This is a genomic window from Actinokineospora iranica (assembly GCF_900101685.1).
Taxonomy (GTDB): Bacteria; Actinomycetota; Actinomycetes; order Mycobacteriales; family Pseudonocardiaceae; genus Actinokineospora; species Actinokineospora iranica.
In genome coordinates this window covers 705938-721870 of record NZ_FMZZ01000001.1, presented here as the reverse complement: position 1 = coordinate 721870, position 15933 = coordinate 705938, and the positions used below count along the sequence as shown (strand labels likewise).

Annotated in this window: 19 protein-coding genes; 12 read left to right on the top strand and 7 right to left on the bottom strand. The window is 70.6% G+C overall.

The genetic code is table 11. The annotated features are described in order from the left end of the window. The first annotated feature begins 345 nt into the window (after window positions 1-345). The 3 genes from BLS56_RS31205 to BLS56_RS03255 all read left to right on the top strand — a co-directional run bounded on the left by BLS56_RS31205 (window position 346) and on the right by BLS56_RS03255 (window position 2714). Entirely contained in the window at window positions 346-498 is a 153-nt protein-coding gene (locus BLS56_RS31205; RefSeq protein ID WP_175482641.1) for a hypothetical protein, read from the top strand. A gap of 96 nt (window positions 499-594) precedes the next feature. Beyond that, entirely contained in the window at window positions 595-1806 is a 1212-nt protein-coding gene (locus BLS56_RS03260) for a JmjC domain-containing protein (protein ID WP_091448000.1), read from the top strand. 83 nt (window positions 1807-1889) lie between these two features. Next, entirely contained in the window at window positions 1890-2714 is an 825-nt protein-coding gene (locus tag BLS56_RS03255) for a phosphotransferase (RefSeq protein WP_228771309.1), read from the top strand. Window positions 2715-2907: 193 nt separating this feature from the next. Here BLS56_RS03255 and BLS56_RS03250 read toward each other — a convergent pair whose 3' ends face one another. The 4 genes from BLS56_RS03250 to BLS56_RS03235 form a co-directional block, all read right to left on the bottom strand. Next, entirely contained in the window at window positions 2908-3381 is a 474-nt protein-coding gene (locus BLS56_RS03250) for an SDR family NAD(P)-dependent oxidoreductase (RefSeq protein WP_091447999.1), read from the bottom strand. A gap of 131 nt (window positions 3382-3512) precedes the next feature. Beyond that, on the bottom strand, window positions 3513-4190 hold the full coding sequence (locus tag BLS56_RS30365) for a hypothetical protein (protein WP_139190482.1): 678 nt from the start codon (window positions 4188-4190) through the stop codon (window positions 3513-3515). A 154-nt stretch (window positions 4191-4344) separates the two neighbouring features. Then, window positions 4345-5181, bottom strand: a complete 837-nt coding sequence (locus BLS56_RS03240; RefSeq protein WP_091447996.1) for a metallophosphoesterase family protein — start codon at window positions 5179-5181, stop codon at window positions 4345-4347. A gap of 255 nt (window positions 5182-5436) precedes the next feature. After that, window positions 5437-5832, bottom strand: coding sequence for an ATP-binding protein (locus BLS56_RS03235; RefSeq protein WP_091447994.1), 396 nt, complete (start codon window positions 5830-5832; stop codon window positions 5437-5439). A 364-nt stretch (window positions 5833-6196) separates the two neighbouring features. Here BLS56_RS03235 and BLS56_RS03230 point away from each other — a divergent pair, with 364 nt between their 5' ends. The 4 genes from BLS56_RS03230 to BLS56_RS03215 all read left to right on the top strand — a co-directional run bounded on the left by BLS56_RS03230 (window position 6197) and on the right by BLS56_RS03215 (window position 9040). Next, window positions 6197-6550 (top strand): STAS domain-containing protein, encoded by a 354-nt coding sequence (locus BLS56_RS03230; RefSeq protein WP_091447992.1) that lies wholly within the window; start codon window positions 6197-6199, stop codon window positions 6548-6550. An 83-nt stretch (window positions 6551-6633) separates the two neighbouring features. Beyond that, window positions 6634-7578 carry a sensor histidine kinase gene (locus BLS56_RS03225; protein ID WP_228771308.1) on the top strand — a complete coding sequence of 315 codons (945 nt, stop codon included), beginning with the start codon at window positions 6634-6636 and terminating at the stop codon, window positions 7576-7578. Window positions 7579-7639: 61 nt separating this feature from the next. Then, window positions 7640-8107, top strand: a complete 468-nt coding sequence (locus tag BLS56_RS03220; RefSeq protein ID WP_091447990.1) for a hypothetical protein — start codon at window positions 7640-7642, stop codon at window positions 8105-8107. 132 nt (window positions 8108-8239) lie between these two features. Further along, complete coding sequence (locus BLS56_RS03215; RefSeq protein ID WP_091447988.1) at window positions 8240-9040, top strand: SRPBCC family protein; 801 nt, start codon at window positions 8240-8242, stop codon at window positions 9038-9040. A 226-nt stretch (window positions 9041-9266) separates the two neighbouring features. Here BLS56_RS03215 and recQ read toward each other — a convergent pair whose 3' ends face one another. Together recQ and BLS56_RS03205 are read right to left on the bottom strand one after the other, a co-directional pair. Further along, the gene (gene recQ / locus BLS56_RS03210; RefSeq protein ID WP_091447987.1) at window positions 9267-11108 is read right to left on the bottom strand and encodes a DNA helicase RecQ; all 1842 of its coding nucleotides are present in this window, start codon (window positions 11106-11108) and stop codon (window positions 9267-9269) included. A gap of 207 nt (window positions 11109-11315) precedes the next feature. After that, window positions 11316-12038: a hypothetical protein gene (locus BLS56_RS03205; protein ID WP_228771307.1), complete on the bottom strand. Its 723-nt coding sequence runs from the start codon at window positions 12036-12038 to the stop codon at window positions 11316-11318. Window positions 12039-12139: 101 nt separating this feature from the next. On the opposite strand from BLS56_RS03205, the gene BLS56_RS03200 reads away from it, so the two are divergent. The 4 genes from BLS56_RS03200 to BLS56_RS03185 all read left to right on the top strand — a co-directional run bounded on the left by BLS56_RS03200 (window position 12140) and on the right by BLS56_RS03185 (window position 14771). Then, window positions 12140-12457, top strand: coding sequence for an ArsR/SmtB family transcription factor (locus tag BLS56_RS03200; RefSeq protein WP_091447985.1), 318 nt, complete (start codon window positions 12140-12142; stop codon window positions 12455-12457). Window positions 12458-12556: 99 nt separating this feature from the next. Beyond that, window positions 12557-13513 carry an isopenicillin N synthase family dioxygenase gene (locus BLS56_RS03195; protein WP_091447984.1) on the top strand — a complete coding sequence of 319 codons (957 nt, stop codon included), beginning with the start codon at window positions 12557-12559 and terminating at the stop codon, window positions 13511-13513. 160 nt (window positions 13514-13673) lie between these two features. Further along, window positions 13674-14255 carry a helix-turn-helix domain-containing protein gene (locus tag BLS56_RS03190; RefSeq protein ID WP_175482639.1) on the top strand — a complete coding sequence of 194 codons (582 nt, stop codon included), beginning with the start codon at window positions 13674-13676 and terminating at the stop codon, window positions 14253-14255. A 150-nt stretch (window positions 14256-14405) separates the two neighbouring features. Then, window positions 14406-14771: an STAS domain-containing protein gene (locus BLS56_RS03185; RefSeq protein WP_228771306.1), complete on the top strand. Its 366-nt coding sequence runs from the start codon at window positions 14406-14408 to the stop codon at window positions 14769-14771. A gap of 7 nt (window positions 14772-14778) precedes the next feature. Here the strand turns inward: BLS56_RS03185 and BLS56_RS03180 are convergent, their stop codons facing one another. Further along, complete coding sequence (locus BLS56_RS03180; RefSeq protein WP_091447981.1) at window positions 14779-15189, bottom strand: ATP-binding protein; 411 nt, start codon at window positions 15187-15189, stop codon at window positions 14779-14781. Between the two features lie 250 nt (window positions 15190-15439). Here BLS56_RS03180 and BLS56_RS03175 point away from each other — a divergent pair, with 250 nt between their 5' ends. Then, on the top strand, window positions 15440-15922 hold the full coding sequence (locus tag BLS56_RS03175) for an ATP-binding protein (RefSeq protein ID WP_175482638.1): 483 nt from the start codon (window positions 15440-15442) through the stop codon (window positions 15920-15922). Window positions 15923-15933 lie beyond the last annotated feature (11 nt).

The window sequence follows — 15933 nt, the reverse complement described above, 5'->3', positions numbered from 1 at the left end:
CCGCACGCTTATCATCATTGCGGAGCGATGCCTCTCGGCACCGTTGCAGCCTGAACACTGCACCGATCGTGCGCGCCGGTCCACCCATACGGCCGTAGCACGCGCCTGCGCGGCGCGCTTGGCTGGTCAAGGAGGTTCGACGGAGACGAACCGACGTGGCAAGCAATGAGGTGTACTGGAACGTTGTTAAGCCGTCTGTGCGGATCGACTCCGCTTGCGTCGCGAAGTCTGTTCGGCCGCCAAGTGTCGCGGTTTGCCGACTTCGCAAACAGAGCTTGTCGGCAGAGGTGGATCGCTTTTGATTCAGCCGACAGGAAAAGTAGTCCCATATATGAAAGGAAGAAAATGAATCAGGAAAGCGGTCTCGTGATCGGCGTCGAGAACCTTTCGGCGATTCGCGCCCGGATCGACGCTGTTCCGGGCGACGGTTCGACCGACGCCGGTGGCGATGGTGCGGGCAGCCACGGTGGGAGCGGTGACGGGAACTTCCGCCGCTAATCCCTGACCTGCTCTATCGAACCTAAGCGGCAGACCGGCCCAGCGACGCGCCGGTCTGCCGCTCCCCGTATCTTTCCTAGGGAGGCGGAGTATCGCATGAAGCACCTCGCAGTTGAGTTGTTCCAAATTGCATTGGGTTGGGATGGTCCGCAGAAATTGGGGCGCGAATTCGCGCTAGGTCATCTTGGTGATACTGGGTTGTGTTCTCGATTGCTTACGCCGAGCAAGCTGCTCGACGTGGTCATGCGAAGGTCTCTTGCTGCGCCGCAGATTCGCTGCCTCCAAAATGGAACGGATCTGTCACCAGATTCGTACATGGGAAGTCAAATAAACGGTATGCCGATGGTGGATATGCAAGCCGTGGGCCGTTTGCTGCGCTCCGGGTGCACGATCGTGTTGGACGCCGTGGATCTCTTCGACCCTACAATGGAGGTGGCGTGCCGGGCGTTGCAATGGTGGTCACACGAGCTGGTTCAAGTCAACTGCTATCTCACAACGGGCAGCGCGCCAGGATTTCCCTTGCATTGGGACGACCATGATGTGCTGATTGTGCAGCTTAGTGGAGAGAAAACCTGGGAGGTTCGCGGCCCGTCCCGCGTAGCGCCCCTCTATCGAGACGCCGAACCCAACACCGCGCCTAGTGCGAACGTGATTTGGTCAGGTTCAATGCTGCCAGGCGACGTGATGCACATTCCCCGCGGTCACTGGCACCAGGCCACCCGCACAGACCGAGCGGACGGACACAGCCTCCATGCCACCTTCGGCATCACAAAACGCACCGGTGTCGACTGGCTCCTCTGGCTGGCCGATCATTCCAGAGAGCACGAACTGTTCCGCCACGACCTTGACCGATGGGACACCAAGCTAGAGGGGCAACCCAATGCGGCTCAACTCGAAGACGAGTTCGAGGCGCTCCGTAAACGTTTCACCCCCGATACCTATCTCTCATCCCGTGAACACCAACAGCGCCCATCTCGCCATGTTGCCACCCACAACGTGTTCGGACCACCGACCTCTGTTGTGTGCGTGACCGACTTCCCACCAGATATCAAGCCCTGCGGTGACACCATCGAAGTGCTGGCGGTCGGCAAGCGGCTGACCTTTGCGGCCCGCGCTGAACCCGCGCTACGACGGCTGCTCTCAGGTCACCCGGAGACCATCGAGCAGGTCGGCAACGACACTGGTCTCGACGCTACGATCCTGGCCGAGACTCTCGTTGAAGAGGGACTCTGCGCCGAACTGACCGACGAACTTGCCGCCGGATATCAGGGACTTGTCACCGGTCTTGACCGCCCGACCACACGATAACCACCCTCAGTTCGACTACTACTCATCTACCCAGTCATGAAAGGCATCCACAAGTGTCCATGATTCCACCGAGTAGCAACGTGGTGTCGCCCTTCGACATCCGCCAGGACCAGCACGACGACGTGCTCGAACGGGTCGAGGTGGCGCTGGGCGTGCGACTTGACCGTGGGTCCGTCGTGTATGGGATCTACGGGGTGACCGAGGGCTTCCGATCGGATCGGGAAACCTGGGTGCGCGTGGAGTGCCGTTCGCGATGGCGCGGCCCTGGCGCGGCATGGATCGGGTTGGAGGCCGCGTCCGCGATCCCGGGTGTGCCCAAGCCCGACTGGTACCAGAGCACGACATGGGTCGACCCGGGACGTGAGTTGGTGTGGCGGGCGGACGAGGTGGAACTGATCACTTCGCCTTCGGTCAGCGCGGCGGGCGGGCTCGCGGTCGCAGCGGGCTTGCCGGACTTCTGGTGGCAACAGATGCGGGACTCCCTGGCCGAGTTGGGCGCGTATGAGACTAAGCGGGTCGGAATGGCCCAAGCGCACCTGAGCAAACGAATCAACCAGGTCTTCGACGGTCTGGACACCACGGTCGAGGAGTGGGCGACCGCTCACGCCGACCTGCACTGGAGCAATGTCACGACGGACGGCCGCCTGCTCGACTGGGGGGACTGGGGCGCCGCTCCACGCGGCTACGACGCCGCCACCCTTTGGCAGGCGTCGCTGCCTAACCCCGCACTGGCCGAGCGAGTACAACGCGAGTTCGCTGCGGACCTGGGAAGCCGATCCGGGTTGCTGTCTCAACTGCTCAAATGCGCCAACGCGATCAGGATCGCCCGAAATCGCGGCACAGCCACCCCGCTGCTGGAACCCGCAAAGGCCGCAGTCCCAGCGCTTCTGGAGGCACTACGAACATGAGGTTCACAGTCTAGCTGTGTCCTGCATTGCAGGGGCCAGAGTGGCGGTGGAGCACTCAGCGAATACGCCGGTCCGCGACGTCCGCCACCGTCACTCCGTCTACCTGCGGAAATACTCCAAGTAAGCTTTCCTCAGGCTCCAGTTCGCCACTGGGCACGCTTGGTGGCTCACAGCCTCAACTTCGGGGCTCTAGTTAGAGCTTGACCTTCGTCGCGCTGTAGACCGAGGAGTCGGGCACGGCGATCGACGCGGCGATGCTGGAGACGTTGACGATGACGCCCTCGCCCTTCGCCGCCATCTTCGGGACCAGCGCGGCGGTGAGGAAGAACGGCGCCCGCACGTTGACGGCGAACAGCTGCTCGTAGGTGGCCACGTCCTGCTCGATGGCCGGGGCGAACGGGAAGATCCCGGCGTTGTTGACCAGGATGTCGACCTCGCCCACCTCGTCGGCGAGCGCCCGGAGCGAGTCCAGGTCGCCGAGGTCGGCCACGACGAAACCGGCCGTCCCACCCTCGGCCTCGATGGCGGCCGCGGTCTCCGCGCCGCGCTCGGGGTCGCGCCCGGTGACCACGACCCGTGCGCCCGCGCCAGCCAGCGTCCGCGCGATGTCGCGGCCGATGCCCGCGGTGGCGCCGGTGACGAGCGCGGTCTTGCCCTGGAGTTCCATGCCTGCCCCTTGGTTCGTTGTTCGGTGAACTACGAACCAGATATAGCACGGCTAATTCGATGTTCGTCGAACATCGAAGGGCGTCTCGGAGAGTGGGATCGGCGGCGTGGTCGGGCGAGTGCTCCGGCGAGTCAGCGGCGGTGGCCGTAGAGGACGGCGCGGACCGCGCCGACCACCGAGGCGAACTGCGGGAGGCTCGGCTGGGCCGGGTCGGGCGGGGTGGCCCAGAAGACCGTCGACCGGGGTGTGCGGCCGGTGGGCAGCAGGACCCTGGCGCGCACCGGCTCGATCCCCGGCGGCAGGGGCTTGCGGTGGCCCTCCGGCGCGGGCTGGGTGAGGAAAGTCCACTCGCTGTGCTCGCCGGGGACGGCGAGGACCGGGCCGGACAGCATCCGCGGCCGCAGCCACCACTGGACCTCAGCGCCGAGGCCGGAGCGCATCCGCAGGCCGCGGATCTCGCCGCCGAGGTCGAGGTACGCGCCGAAGGCGTCGCCGTCCACCGGCCAGCCGAAAGTGGTCCGGTAGTCGGGCACCTCGAAAACGGGCGATGCCACGCCGCCGCCGGTCACCGCGTGGAGGTGGTTCGCCGCTGCCGGTGCGGTCTTGGCTGACCTGGTCCGGCCCGGTGCCGCTGCGCCCGCTCCGCTCGCCGCCGACCTGGCCTGGGCTGCCCCGGTCGGCGTCGCCTCGGCTTGTGCTGTCTTGGTCTGTGCTGTCTTGGTCTGCGCTGGGTTGGCCTGTGCTGGGCTGGTCGGCACGGTGCGGTCCGGTGTCGGCGAGTCCGGTGTCGGTCTGTCTGCCGCTGTCATGGCGAGCCCCTTTTCGCCGCTGGCGACCGTTCGGCCCGGTGGCCTCGGTCACTGGCCGTGCACTGTTGGGCACCACTATGCGGGCGGGACCGGCGGACTGGCCCATCCCACTGCGGCATAACCCGGGGGCGATGTCGGCCAGTCGGCCGACGCCTCAGGCGCGGACGGGCGCGGGGAGGATCTGGCGCAGGATGCCGTGCGGGTTGCCGTGGCGGCGCCACTCGCGCGGGTAGCCCAGCGACACCTCCTGGAACTTCACCCCGTCGTGGTGGGTGATCCGGGGGATGTGCAGGTGGCCGTAGATCATCGCGGCGGTGCGGAAGCGGCGGTGCCAGTCCGCGGTCAGCTCCGTGCCGCACCACTGGGCGAACTCCGGGTAGTGCAGCACCCGGGTCGGCTCCCGCACCAGCGGGTAGTGGTTGACCAGCACGAACGGGGTCGACGGTGCGCAGGCGGCCAGGCGCGCCTCGGTCTCGGCGACCCGGGCGCGGCACCAGTCGTCGCGGGAGGGGTACGGGTCCGGGTGCAGGTAGTACTCGTCGGTGCAGACGACGCCGCTGGCGTGCGCGATCTCCAGCGCCTGCTCCTTGGTGTCCGCGCCGTCGGGGCGGAAGGTGTAGTCGTAGCCCAGGAACAGCGGCGCGATCCGCACCGGGCCGCCCTCGCCGGTCCACACCGGGTACTCGTCCTCCGGGGTCAGCACGCCCAGTTCCCGGCACATCCGCACCAGGATCTCGTACCGCTCGACGCCGCGCGCCTGCACCGGGTCGGCGGGCATCGTCCACAGCTCGTGGTTGCCCGGGGTCCACACGACCTTGGCGAACCGCCCGGCGAGCAGCTCCAGCGCCCACTTGACGTCGCCGACCTGCTCGGCCACGTCCCCGGCGACGATGAGCCAGTCGTCGGGCGAGTTCGGCCGCAGGTCGCGCACGATCTCGCGGTTGTCCTCGTACGAGATGTGCAGGTCGCTGATCGCCAGAAGGGTGCCCACGCTCCGATCTTCGCATCCCGCCCGCGCGGATGGGGCGAGACGGCCATCTCAAGCCCGCCCGGATGGGGGCGCGGTCAGCCCTGAACTCGGACTCCGGCCTCGGCTCGGCGGGGCCGACCACCAGGTCCGGCCGCGCCGCGCTCGCGGCAGGCTCGCGCGTCTCCTTGAACGGCGCCGGAGGCGACTCCAGGGAGAGACCCGGCAGCGATCAACGGTGCGTGCAGTTCAGCCTGATCCGGTGACGGAGCGCTGGGCTCAGTGGCCGCGGACCTTGCGGATCACGATGTGCACCGGTGGCCGCACGCCCTCGCCGACCCCCGCGTCGACCTCGTCGGCCAGAGTGCGCAGCACATGCCACCCGAATGAGTCCGTCGCGGGCGGGCGGCCGTCCCGGGAGCGGGTGCTCGCCCGGAACCGGATGCCATCCGCGTCGAGGTGGAAGCGGCAGTCGAGCAGGGCGCCCGGGGCGGCCAGGGTGATCAGCTGGGAGCACACCTCGTCCACGGCCAGGCGCAGGTCGTCGATCTCGTCCACGGTGAAGTCCGCGCCCATCGCGACCGTCGCCGACACGCCCCGCACGACCGGCAGATTGGCCAGGTCCGCGCGCAGCCGCAGCTCCACGTCCGCTTGCGCGGTGTCGGGCACGCTCATGTTCCCTCGATCCTCGCTCGGTGACGCGAGTCGCCCGTCCGGTGGAAATATCGTGCCGTGTGACTACCCCGCGCACTGTTGGTCGACACGCTAGCGGCGCGCGACGCCTCGATCGACCCGGATGGGCACACTAGGGTGGACGCGAGGGGTGAACCGGCGGCCCGCCGCCGGTCCGGACCACTGGCGAGGTGCTGCCATGAGTGAGCTCGCGAGCGAATCAGTGGCGCGGTGCGCTGGTCCGCACGGGGATTGGCAGGCGCGGTGCGCAGGTGGGCGGGCCACCGACTGGGTGAGGTGGTTCTGTGAGTGAGCTGTTGGCACGTCGCGTAGGTGCGCGGGGCCACCGGAGGGGTGAGGTGGCCCGATGAGCACTTCCGATCCACTGACCGTCGAGTCCAGTGTGCACGGGAACGCCGTGGTGCTCAGCGCGCGCGGCGAGATCGACATGGGCACCGCGCCGATCCTGCGCCACCAGTTGGAGGACGCGCTGGTCGGCGCGGGCAAGGCCGCCGTGCTCGTGGACCTCACCGAGGTCGACTTCCTGGCCTCCGCGGGCTTGGCGCTGCTGGCCGAGTATCACACGCGCTGCCGCGAGCAGGGCCGTGCGCTGCGCGTGCTGACCGACGGCGGGCCCGTGCTGCGGGCCATCCGGATCAGCGCGCTCGACCAGGTGCTCGACCTGCACCCGTCGCTGGCCGCCGCCCTCGCCGCAGGCTGAGCGGGCGTCCGGCCGGGTCGGGTCGTCGCGCGTACATTAAGGCCACCGCACAGGGGAGCAGGCCAGGGAAGGGGCCCTCGACGGTGATCGACGTGACGGGCCCGGGTCGGCCGATGACCGCCGGGCACACCGCGCTGCTCTACCGGGGCGCCGACGACTACCTCGCCGCCGTCCTGCCTTTCGTCGAGGACGGCGTGCGCGCGGGCGAGGCCGTCACGGTCGTCGCCCCGCGCGGCAACCTGGACCTGATTCGGGACGGGTGCGCGCCGGGCGTCGCCGGCGAGGTGCGCTGGCTGGACATGGCCGATGTGGGGCGCAATCCGGGCAGGCTCGCCCCCGCCGTGCTGCACCCGGTCCTCGACCGCGACGCGCGGGTGGTCAGCGAGGTCGTCTGGCCGGGCCGGTCCCCGGCCGAGTACCCGTCCTGCGTGCGGCACGAGGCGCTGGCCAACCACCTGCTGCGCGGCAAGTCGCTGAACCTGCTCTGCCCGTACGACGCGCTGCGGCTGCGGCCGGTCGAACTGGCCGACGCGCTGGTCACCCACCCGGGGGTCCTGGAACACGGCGACCACCGGCGCAGCCCCGGCTTCGCGCCGCAGGACGCGCTGGCCGCGTACAACCGCCAGGCCATGCCCGAGCCCGTGAACGCGCGCACGCTGCCGGTGGGCGTCGGCGAACTCGGCCTGGCCCGCAAACTGGTCTCCTCGGCCGCGGCGGCGTTCGGCCTCGCCGAGCCGAGGGCCGCGGACGCGGCGCTGGTCGTCACCGAGTTGATCACCAACAGCGTCGAGCACGGCGGCGGGCGGGCGACGCTCGCGGTGTGGACCACCGACACCGACCTGATCTGCGAAATCCGCGACGAGGGCACCCTGGACGACCCGCTCGCGGGCCTGCGGCCCGCGCCGGTGAGCCAGCCGCACGGCAGGGGCCTGCTGGTCGTGCACTCCCTGGCCGACCTGGTGACCATCCACACCGACGACCACTGCACCGTCGTGCGCGCGCATTTCACTCGGGGCGGGGGCGCTTGACCGCACCGCGGACCGGGTAATTCCTCGGCAAGGGATAGAACGACCTGGAGGTCCGAGGAGAATGACTGAGCACCCCCGTGGCGTCGCCCGCAGGCTCGTCGAGGTCACGCGAGGCGGCGACGTCGACCCCCGCGGCGAGTCCGGCGCGCTGGACGTGCTGATCGGCCCGGAGCACCGCGACCGCCTCGCCGCCGTGCTGCGCGAACTGGTCGTGGCCACCGCGGACATGATGCTCTGCCGCGCCGACGCCCCCGGCCCGGACCACGCCTTCGTCCTGGACCTGCGCGACGACGAGGGCGCGCCGGTCGAGGTCGACCAGTTGGACCCGCCCGTGCGCGCCTTGGTCCGCGCGCTGCTCGCCGAACTCAACGGCAGGCCAGAGGACATCGACTACCAACTCGACCTCGCGCTGCGTGATGACCCGCGCTTCGACCCGGTGGACGTGCTGGTCCTGGCGCTGCTGTGGACCGTCGGCTCGATCGAGTGGTGCGAACAGCACGACGCCCCCACCCCCGGCTGGCTCGGCTAGCGGCTTCCCGGTTGCCCCTTTTCCGCGTTGCCCGCTTTCGCCGCGGATCAGCCACATTGCGACATGGTCACGCTACGGTGTGACACACGCCACCCCGGGTACTCGGGCGGCATGGCACAATACCGACACTCCGTGATCGCGACCCAGACGGCGGACCACGTCTTCAGCTACCTGGCCGACACGCGCAACCTGCCGGACTACTTCCCCCGGATGACCAACGCGGAACCCTTGGGGGACAACGAACCCGGCGACACGGACACGCTGAACACCGCGGTCGCGGCAAGAGCGTGGCTCCTGGTCGACCCCGACACCCGCAGCCTCCGCTGGGGTTCGGACGGCCCGGAGGCCTACCACGGCGTCCTCCACGTCCACGACACCGGCGACGAGCAGTGCGAGATCGACGTCGAGCTGGTCACAGCCGAAGACGAGCGGGAGGACGTCCAGCAGGGCCTGGAGCACGTCCTCACCACCCTGGCGGAATCGGCGGCCCAACCACCTCCACCCGCCCCACCCCTGCTGACCCAACCGCCCCCGATACCCCCCGAAAATTCCGCCCTGCCAACCAGTACCGGCCCGGACACCGCGGAGATCCAGGTGGCCGCCTGCCCGTGGGAGACGACCGCGGCCCACCCCACGCCGCCCCCGCTGCCCAGCGACCCGAGCGAGATCGCGTCGCGGGCGGGCTCACCGGAGGTGGTGTCACAGGGCGGTCCGCCGGAAATCGAGTCAGCGGGAACCCCATCGGGCGCTGTGTGGGAGGCGGGGTCGTCGGAGGCCGCGTCTGCGGGCGGCCCCCGTGCGGGCGCGTCGTCGGCGGGGACCGTGGTGTCGGGAGAGGCGGCGGAAACCGTGTCCCCGAGCGGCGGCCGAAAGAAGACTTCTTCCACCAGCCCTCCTCCGGCGGGCCCGTCCGAAGCCGCCGCCCCGGCCTGACTTCGCCTGCCAGGCGAGCCAGGCATCCCGGTCAATCCAGCGAATCGCAGCACATTCCAGCCGATCCGATCGCGCCATATCCCTCGGACCGCGCCGCGTCAGTCCCCTCCAGTGCCCTTTCAAGGCCACTGTTGAGAAGTCGAGCGCTCCGAATCCCCGTTCAGCCCAAGAGAACAACACCGCCAGGCGATTCCGGCCGGGTGCGCCCACGCGTCCTGGGGCGGTCTTATGGCGTCGCCTCGGCCAGAGTGTCGAGGATCTGTTGGCCGTATTTGACCAGTTTGTTCTCGCCGACGCCGCTGATGGTGCCCAGGTCGGCCAGGGTGGTGGGGACTTCGGTGGCGATCTGGCGCAGCGTGGCGTCGTGGAAGATCACGTAGGCGGGGACGCCCTGCTCCTTGGCGGTGGCGCCGCGCCAGGCGCGCAGGGCCTCGAAGACCGGGGTGGCGTGGGCGGGCATGTCCACGGCCGCCTTGCGGGCCTTGGGGGTGGACGCAGCGCGGGCTGGGCGTTCCGGCTCGCGGCGGAGCATGACCTCGCGCCTGCGGGCCAGCACGTCGGCGCTGGCGTCGGTGAGGACGAGGGTGCCGTAGTCGCCCTCGACGGCGAGCAGGCCCTGGGCGAGCAGCTGGCGGACGACGCCGCGCCAGGCCTGGTCGGTCAGCTCGGTGCCGATGCCGAAGACGGTGAGCTGGTCGTGGCGGTGCTGGGCGATTTTGTCGGTGCGCTTGCCGAGCAGGATGTCGATCACCTGGCCCGCGCCGAACTTCTGGCCGCGCTCGCGGTCGAGCCGGAACACCGTCGACAGCAGCTTCTGCGCGGGGACCGTGCCGTCCCAGGACTCCGGCGGGGTGATGCAGGTGTCGCAGTTGCCGCACGGCTCGCCGCGCTGGCCGAAGTAGTTGAGCAGCTGCACGCGGCGGCATTCGACCGTCTCGCACAGCGCGAGCATCGCGTTGAGGTGGATGGCGAGCCTGCGCCGGTGCGCGTCGTCGCCATCGGAGGTGTCGATCATCTTGCGCTGCTGCACGACATCCTGCAGCCCGTAGGCCAGCCACGCGGTGGACGGCAGCCCGTCGCGGCCCGCGCGGCCGGTCTCCTGGTAGTAGCCCTCGACGGACTTCGGCAGGTCGAGGTGCGCGACGAACCGCACGTCCGGCTTGTCGATGCCCATGCCGAAGGCGATGGTGGCGACCACGACCAAACCGTCCTCGCGCAGGAACCGGGACTGGTTCTTCGCGCGGGTCCGCGCGTCGAGCCCGGCGTGGTACGGCACGGCCGGAATCCCGTTCTCGGTAAGGAAATCCGCGGTCTTCTCCACCGACGCCCGCGACAGGCAGTAGACGATGCCCGCGTCGCCGGGGTGCTCGGTGCGCAGCAGGTCGAGCAGCTGCTTCTGCGGGCTGGCCTTGGGCACGATCCGGTACTGGATATTGGGCCGGTCGAAGCTGGCCACGAAGTGCCGCGCGTCGCCGAGGTTGAGCCGCTGGGCGATCTCGGCGTGCGTGGCCTTCGTCGCGGTCGCGGTGAGCGCGATGCGCGGCACGTCCGGCCACCGCTCGTGCAGTTCGGAGAGCATCAGGTAGTCGGGCCGGAAGTCGTGGCCCCACTGCGACACGCAGTGCGCCTCGTCGATGGCGAACAGCGCGATCTTGCCGCGCTCCAGCAGCCGCGTCGTCGCGTCCACCCGCAGCCGCTCCGGCGCGAGGTAGAGCAGATCCAGCTCGCCGTCGAGGAAGGCCGTCTCGACCTCGCGCCGTTCCTCGAATCCCTGCGTCGAGTTGAGGAACCCGGCCCGCACGCCTGCGTTGCGCAGCGCGTCGACCTGGTCCTGCATCAGCGCGATCAGCGGTGAGATCACCACGCCGACGCCGTCGCGGACCAGTGCCGGAATCTGGTAGCACAGCGACTTGCCGCCACCGGTCGGCATGAGCACGAGCGCGTCGCCGCCGCCGATCACGTGGTCGATGATCTCGGCTTGGTCGCCGCGGAAGGAGTCGTAGCCGAACACCCGCCGCAGGACGTCCACGGCGGGTGCGATCTCGGTGCTGGTCTCGGCGGAAGGCACGCCGCCGATCCTACGGCGACCCGCCACACCACCGCCGCGAGGCGGCGGGGGCCTGTGGACAACTCGGCCCCGCCAACCCCGCTCCAGTCCATCGGGGTGGGCCGAGGACCAAGACGGGAACGATCTTGCCTGTGGACGGCTCCGGCGGGTCCCCGCCCGTCCGGGGACAGGGCGGACGGGCGGGGACCCGCTATCCACAGTGGACGGTCAGGGGCGGGTGGCGGTGGTGCGGGTGAGGGTCTGCTCGCCGGTCACGTATTCGCTGTAGACGCCGAAGTCCAACGGCTTTCCGGGGCGCTCGGTGGTCCGCACGAAGCTTTTCCCATCGCGGACGGCGCCGAAGGTGACCGTGAACCGACTGGTCGACGGACGCTCCTGCGGCGGTGTCGCGTTCGGGTACATGATCTCGTCGGAGGCGATCGCGTAGTCGTCGCGGTAGGGCCGCGACACTCGCTCGAAGGTGTTCTCGAAGATCCCGCCGGTGGCCGGGATCGTGATGAGCATTCCGCGTGTCCCGTTGTCGTAGCGGGTGTTGAACACCACGACGTCGGCGACGCCGCTCGGGTAGAACTCGGCCCGGCCGGAGCCGACCCGCGACTCGGCCGGGCAGGCGTCGAAGCCGTGCCGCTCGATGACCGACCGGGCGCAGGTGGGGAACGCGTCGGTGGCGAACCGCACGGAGTCGTCGAACAGGAAGACGAATCGCCGGGCCGCGGCCGGTTTCTCGCCGGATTCGGTCCAGCGCCGCCCGTCGAAGGTGACCTCGACGCCGTGTCGGGTGCCGTCGGAGGCGACGTGGACCTCGCCCGACTCGATGTTGGCCGGACCGGCGACGTCCGGCTCGAACGGCCGCTGCGGGCCCAGTGGGGCGGGGTCGGGGAAACCCGCGACGACGGTCGCGGCTAGGGCGGTGGCCAACAGGAATCCCATGGGGCGCCTCCTCGGCAGGTGTTTACGAGACATATCGAATAGACCGGACGCGGGGTAGAGTCTTCGTGAAGTGTCGAAGAGAGCTGAGAGGTCCGTCAGGAATGGTCTTGGGCAGATGGGCCCCGCTGTCGCACCCCCGGATCGAGGACGTCGCCCTGGACGACCTGCTGCGCGCGCTGGCCGACCCGACCCGCCGGGCCATCGTCCGGCTCCTGATCGCCGAGGGCGACCGCCCGTGCGGCACGTTCGGGCTTCCGGTCGCCGCGTCCACGCTGAGCCACCACTTCCGCGCGCTGCGCGAGGCGGGCCTGATCCGGCAGTGGGACGAGGGCCGCCAGCGCATGAACACGCTGCGCCTGGACGAGTTGGCGACGAGGTTCCCCGGCCTGGTGGAGAACGTCCTCGACGCGCCCGACTGACCGCGACCGTCCTTTGTGGTCTTTCCTGGTCGCGGGGCCGGCGGGGTCGAGCGCCGACCGGCATCCTGGCGGGGACGTCTCTCGCCGAAAGGAGCGGTGATGGCAGCCTCGGTGCCCCTGGTCGACCTCGCCCCCTGGTTCGACGGGTCGGGCCGGGCCGCCGTGGCGGCCGAGGTCGACGCCGCGCTGCGGAAGTCGGGGTTCCTCCTGGTGACCGGGCACGGCGTGCCGTCGACCGCCGCGGCCGAGGTGCGGCGCGCGGCCCGGGAGTTCTTCGCCCTGCCCGAGCGGGAGAAGGCCCAGTACGCGGTCTCCGTCGGCGGGCGCGGGTGGCTGCCGCCGGGCGCGGAGACCAACGCGTACGCCGAGGGCACGGTGACCCCGCCGGACCTCAAGGAGACCTTCGCCGCGGGCGCGGACCGCCCAGTGGGCGACCCGGACGTGGACGCGGTCTGGTTCCCGCCGAACGCCTGGCCCGCGCGGGTTCCCGCCCTGGAGCGGGCCGTGGTGGACTACATGGCCAGGATGAAGCGGCTGGCCGACGACCTGCTGACCGTCTGCGCGGTCGCGCTCGGGCTCCCGCCGGAGCACTTCACCGCGCACACCGCGAACTCCACGTTCACCTTCAACGTCAACCGGTATCCGCCGCTGACCGTCGTCGGGGAGCCCGCGCCCGACCAGTACCGCATCGGCCCGCACACCGACTTCGGCACGGTCACCATCCTCGACCGCGAGCCGGGCGCGGGCGGTCTGCAGGTGCACACCGCCGAGGACGGCTGGGTGGACGCGCCGTACGACCCGGCGGCGCTCACGGTCAACATCGGCGACCTGATGGCCCGCTGGACCGGCGACCGCTGGAAGTCCAACCGCCACCGCGTTCTGCCGCCGCAGCCGGAGGCCCCGGACGAGGACCTGGTCTCGCTCGTCTTCTTCTACGAATGCGACCACGACACCACGGTCGCGTCGCTGCCCCCGCCGATCGGCGAGGTCTCTTATCCGCCAGTCACGGCATCTGCTTACCTGAGCGAAAAACTCGCCGCCATCAGCACGGGCTGACCACCTGCCGCACTGTCGATTGTGGACGGACGCCGGTTTCCTGGGATGGGCGTGACAGTCCGGCGCGGGATGACATTGACGCGCGTGCGCGTTTTCGGTTTCGCCGTTCTCAGCCGGTGGTGGATCGGTTAGCGCCGGGGACTCTCGAATCCTTCCGGCGTTGGGGGAGTTGCTTGCCGTGGTGGTGTGGGACGGCCCGCTCGACCCGGGCTCTCTGGTCGGCGACCGACTGCTCGCCGACCGGCGCGAGCCGCCCTGCCTGTTCGCCCCGGAGGACAGCCCGCTGCCCGCCGTCCTGTCGCGCCCCGCGCCGGATGCCCGGGTCGTCGTCGGCCTGCCCCGGCCCCTCGCCGACGCGGGCCGCTCCGCCGCTCACGCCCGCACCGCCCTCGACCTCGTCCGCGCGGGCACGCTGCCCGACGCGCCGGTGACCTGGTGCGCCCACCACCTGACCGCCCTGCTGCACGCCGAGGCCGACGACCTCACCGCGGTCATCCGCGCCGACGCGCTCGCCGCCCTCGCCGGGCTCCCGGCGCGCAGACGCGAGCGGCTGACCGCCACCCTGCGGGCCTGGGTGCGCCTGCACGGCCGCATCGAGGACGTCGCGGAGTCGCTGCGGGTTCACCCGCAGACCGTGCGCTACCGGATGAACGAGATCCAGGACCTCTTCGCGGGCGACCCCACCAGCGGTGACCGCCGCCTGCGACTGCTGATCGCCCTCCGCGCCCCGGACCCGGGCTGAGCGGGCGCGGGTGGTGGTGCTCGGCCGCTCAAAATCGTTCTCGCTGGTGAGTGGCCGGGCGGGGTCGCCCGCACCGGCTTGTGATCGAATCGGGGTGAGCACCGGCAGCCGAGTCGGCCCGGCGTCGGGCGTCCCCAGGAGGCAACGGAAGTGCGGAACCCACTGCTGACCATCGCCGTCGACCGGTCGGGTGACCACCTGGTCGTCCGGGCCGCCGGTGAGATCGACATGGGCACGGCCCCCGACCTGGCCGCCGCGCTTTCCGACGCCGTCACCGCGGCGCCCGCCCCCGCCACGATCGTCGCCGACTTCACCGCGGTCGGCTTCCTCGGGTCGGCTGGGCTGTCCGTGCTCGTCACCGCGCACCACCGCGGCCAGCGGGCAGGTGTGCGCCTGGCCGTGGTGTGCCCGCGCGACGGCCTGGCCCGCCGGGCCTTCGAGATCAGCGGCTTGGACCACCTGCTGACCGTCGCGGACACCCTCGACCAGGCACTGCAGCCCCAGGACACGCCCTAGACAGGGCCTATCGCCAGGCGGGGCCGCGCGCGCAGCAGGCGGTGAACGTCGTCCGGCCCACTTCCGAGACCAACTCGACCCGGTCGGCCAGCGCGCGGATCATCCGCAGCGCGAGCCCGAGGCCGGGGCGCCAGCGGGTGGGCGCCGCCGTGTCGCCCTGGTCCTGCACGGTGAGGACGACGGTCTCGGTGTCCAGCAGCAGGCTCAGCGTCACCTCGCCGGGCTCCCCGCCGCCACCGCTGTGCGCGACGGCGTTGCCCAGCGCCTCGTCGGCGATCCACACGATGCTCTCGCGCTGGCCGCGGGGCACCTGGTGGTCACGAAGCCAGCGCCCGACCCGTCTGCGCAGCGCCGGAAGCTGGTCCGCCCGCGCGGGCGCGGTCACTGTCCAGACATCCAACTCGGTCATGTCCACCATGACCGGAGAGTGCCCGCCCGTTCGGGGGGCACACCTGCTCACTGTCAGTAGACGCGTCTGCGGGGCGCGCGCCTTCTGGCGTGGACTGTGCCAGGTGGACGGCCACGCTGGCCGCCGCCGTCGCCACCGCGACCGGTAGTGTCGCGATCACCAGCGGCGACATCGCGGGGAATGGCCCGCGGGGGTGGACACGGTGCGCCGGATGTCCCACCCTGGGGGCTGGCCGCTGGGGCCGCCGAGAGGAGCCTGTATGTCGGGGGCCACGCCGTCCACACCGGACGAGGTGGCGGCGGGTGGCGAGCAGGTCGGCGGCGCGGGGGAGCCGACGGGGCCGCCCGGGCCGGGCACGCTCGCGGTGACCGTGCCCGCGCGGCCGGAGCACCTGGCCGGGCTGCGCCGCACGCTCGGCGGCTGGCTGGCCGGGCGGGGTGTGCCCGCGCCCTTGCTCGCCGACATCGTGCTGGCCGCGGACGAGGCGCTGGCCAACGCCATCGAGCACGGCTACCGGTTCGCCGACGGCCTGGTCGCGCTGTCCGGGCACGTCGAGGACGGCCACGTCGTCGTGGCCGTGGTGGACCACGGCGTGTGGAAGACCCCGGACATGCCGCCGAGCCCCTACCGCGGCCGGGGCATGAGCCTCATCCGGGCGCTGGCCGACCGGGTCGAGCTGGTCAGCACCGGCGGCCGCACGAGCCTCATCGCCCGCTTCCGGCTGCCCTCGGCCTCGGATTGACGGGACCGACC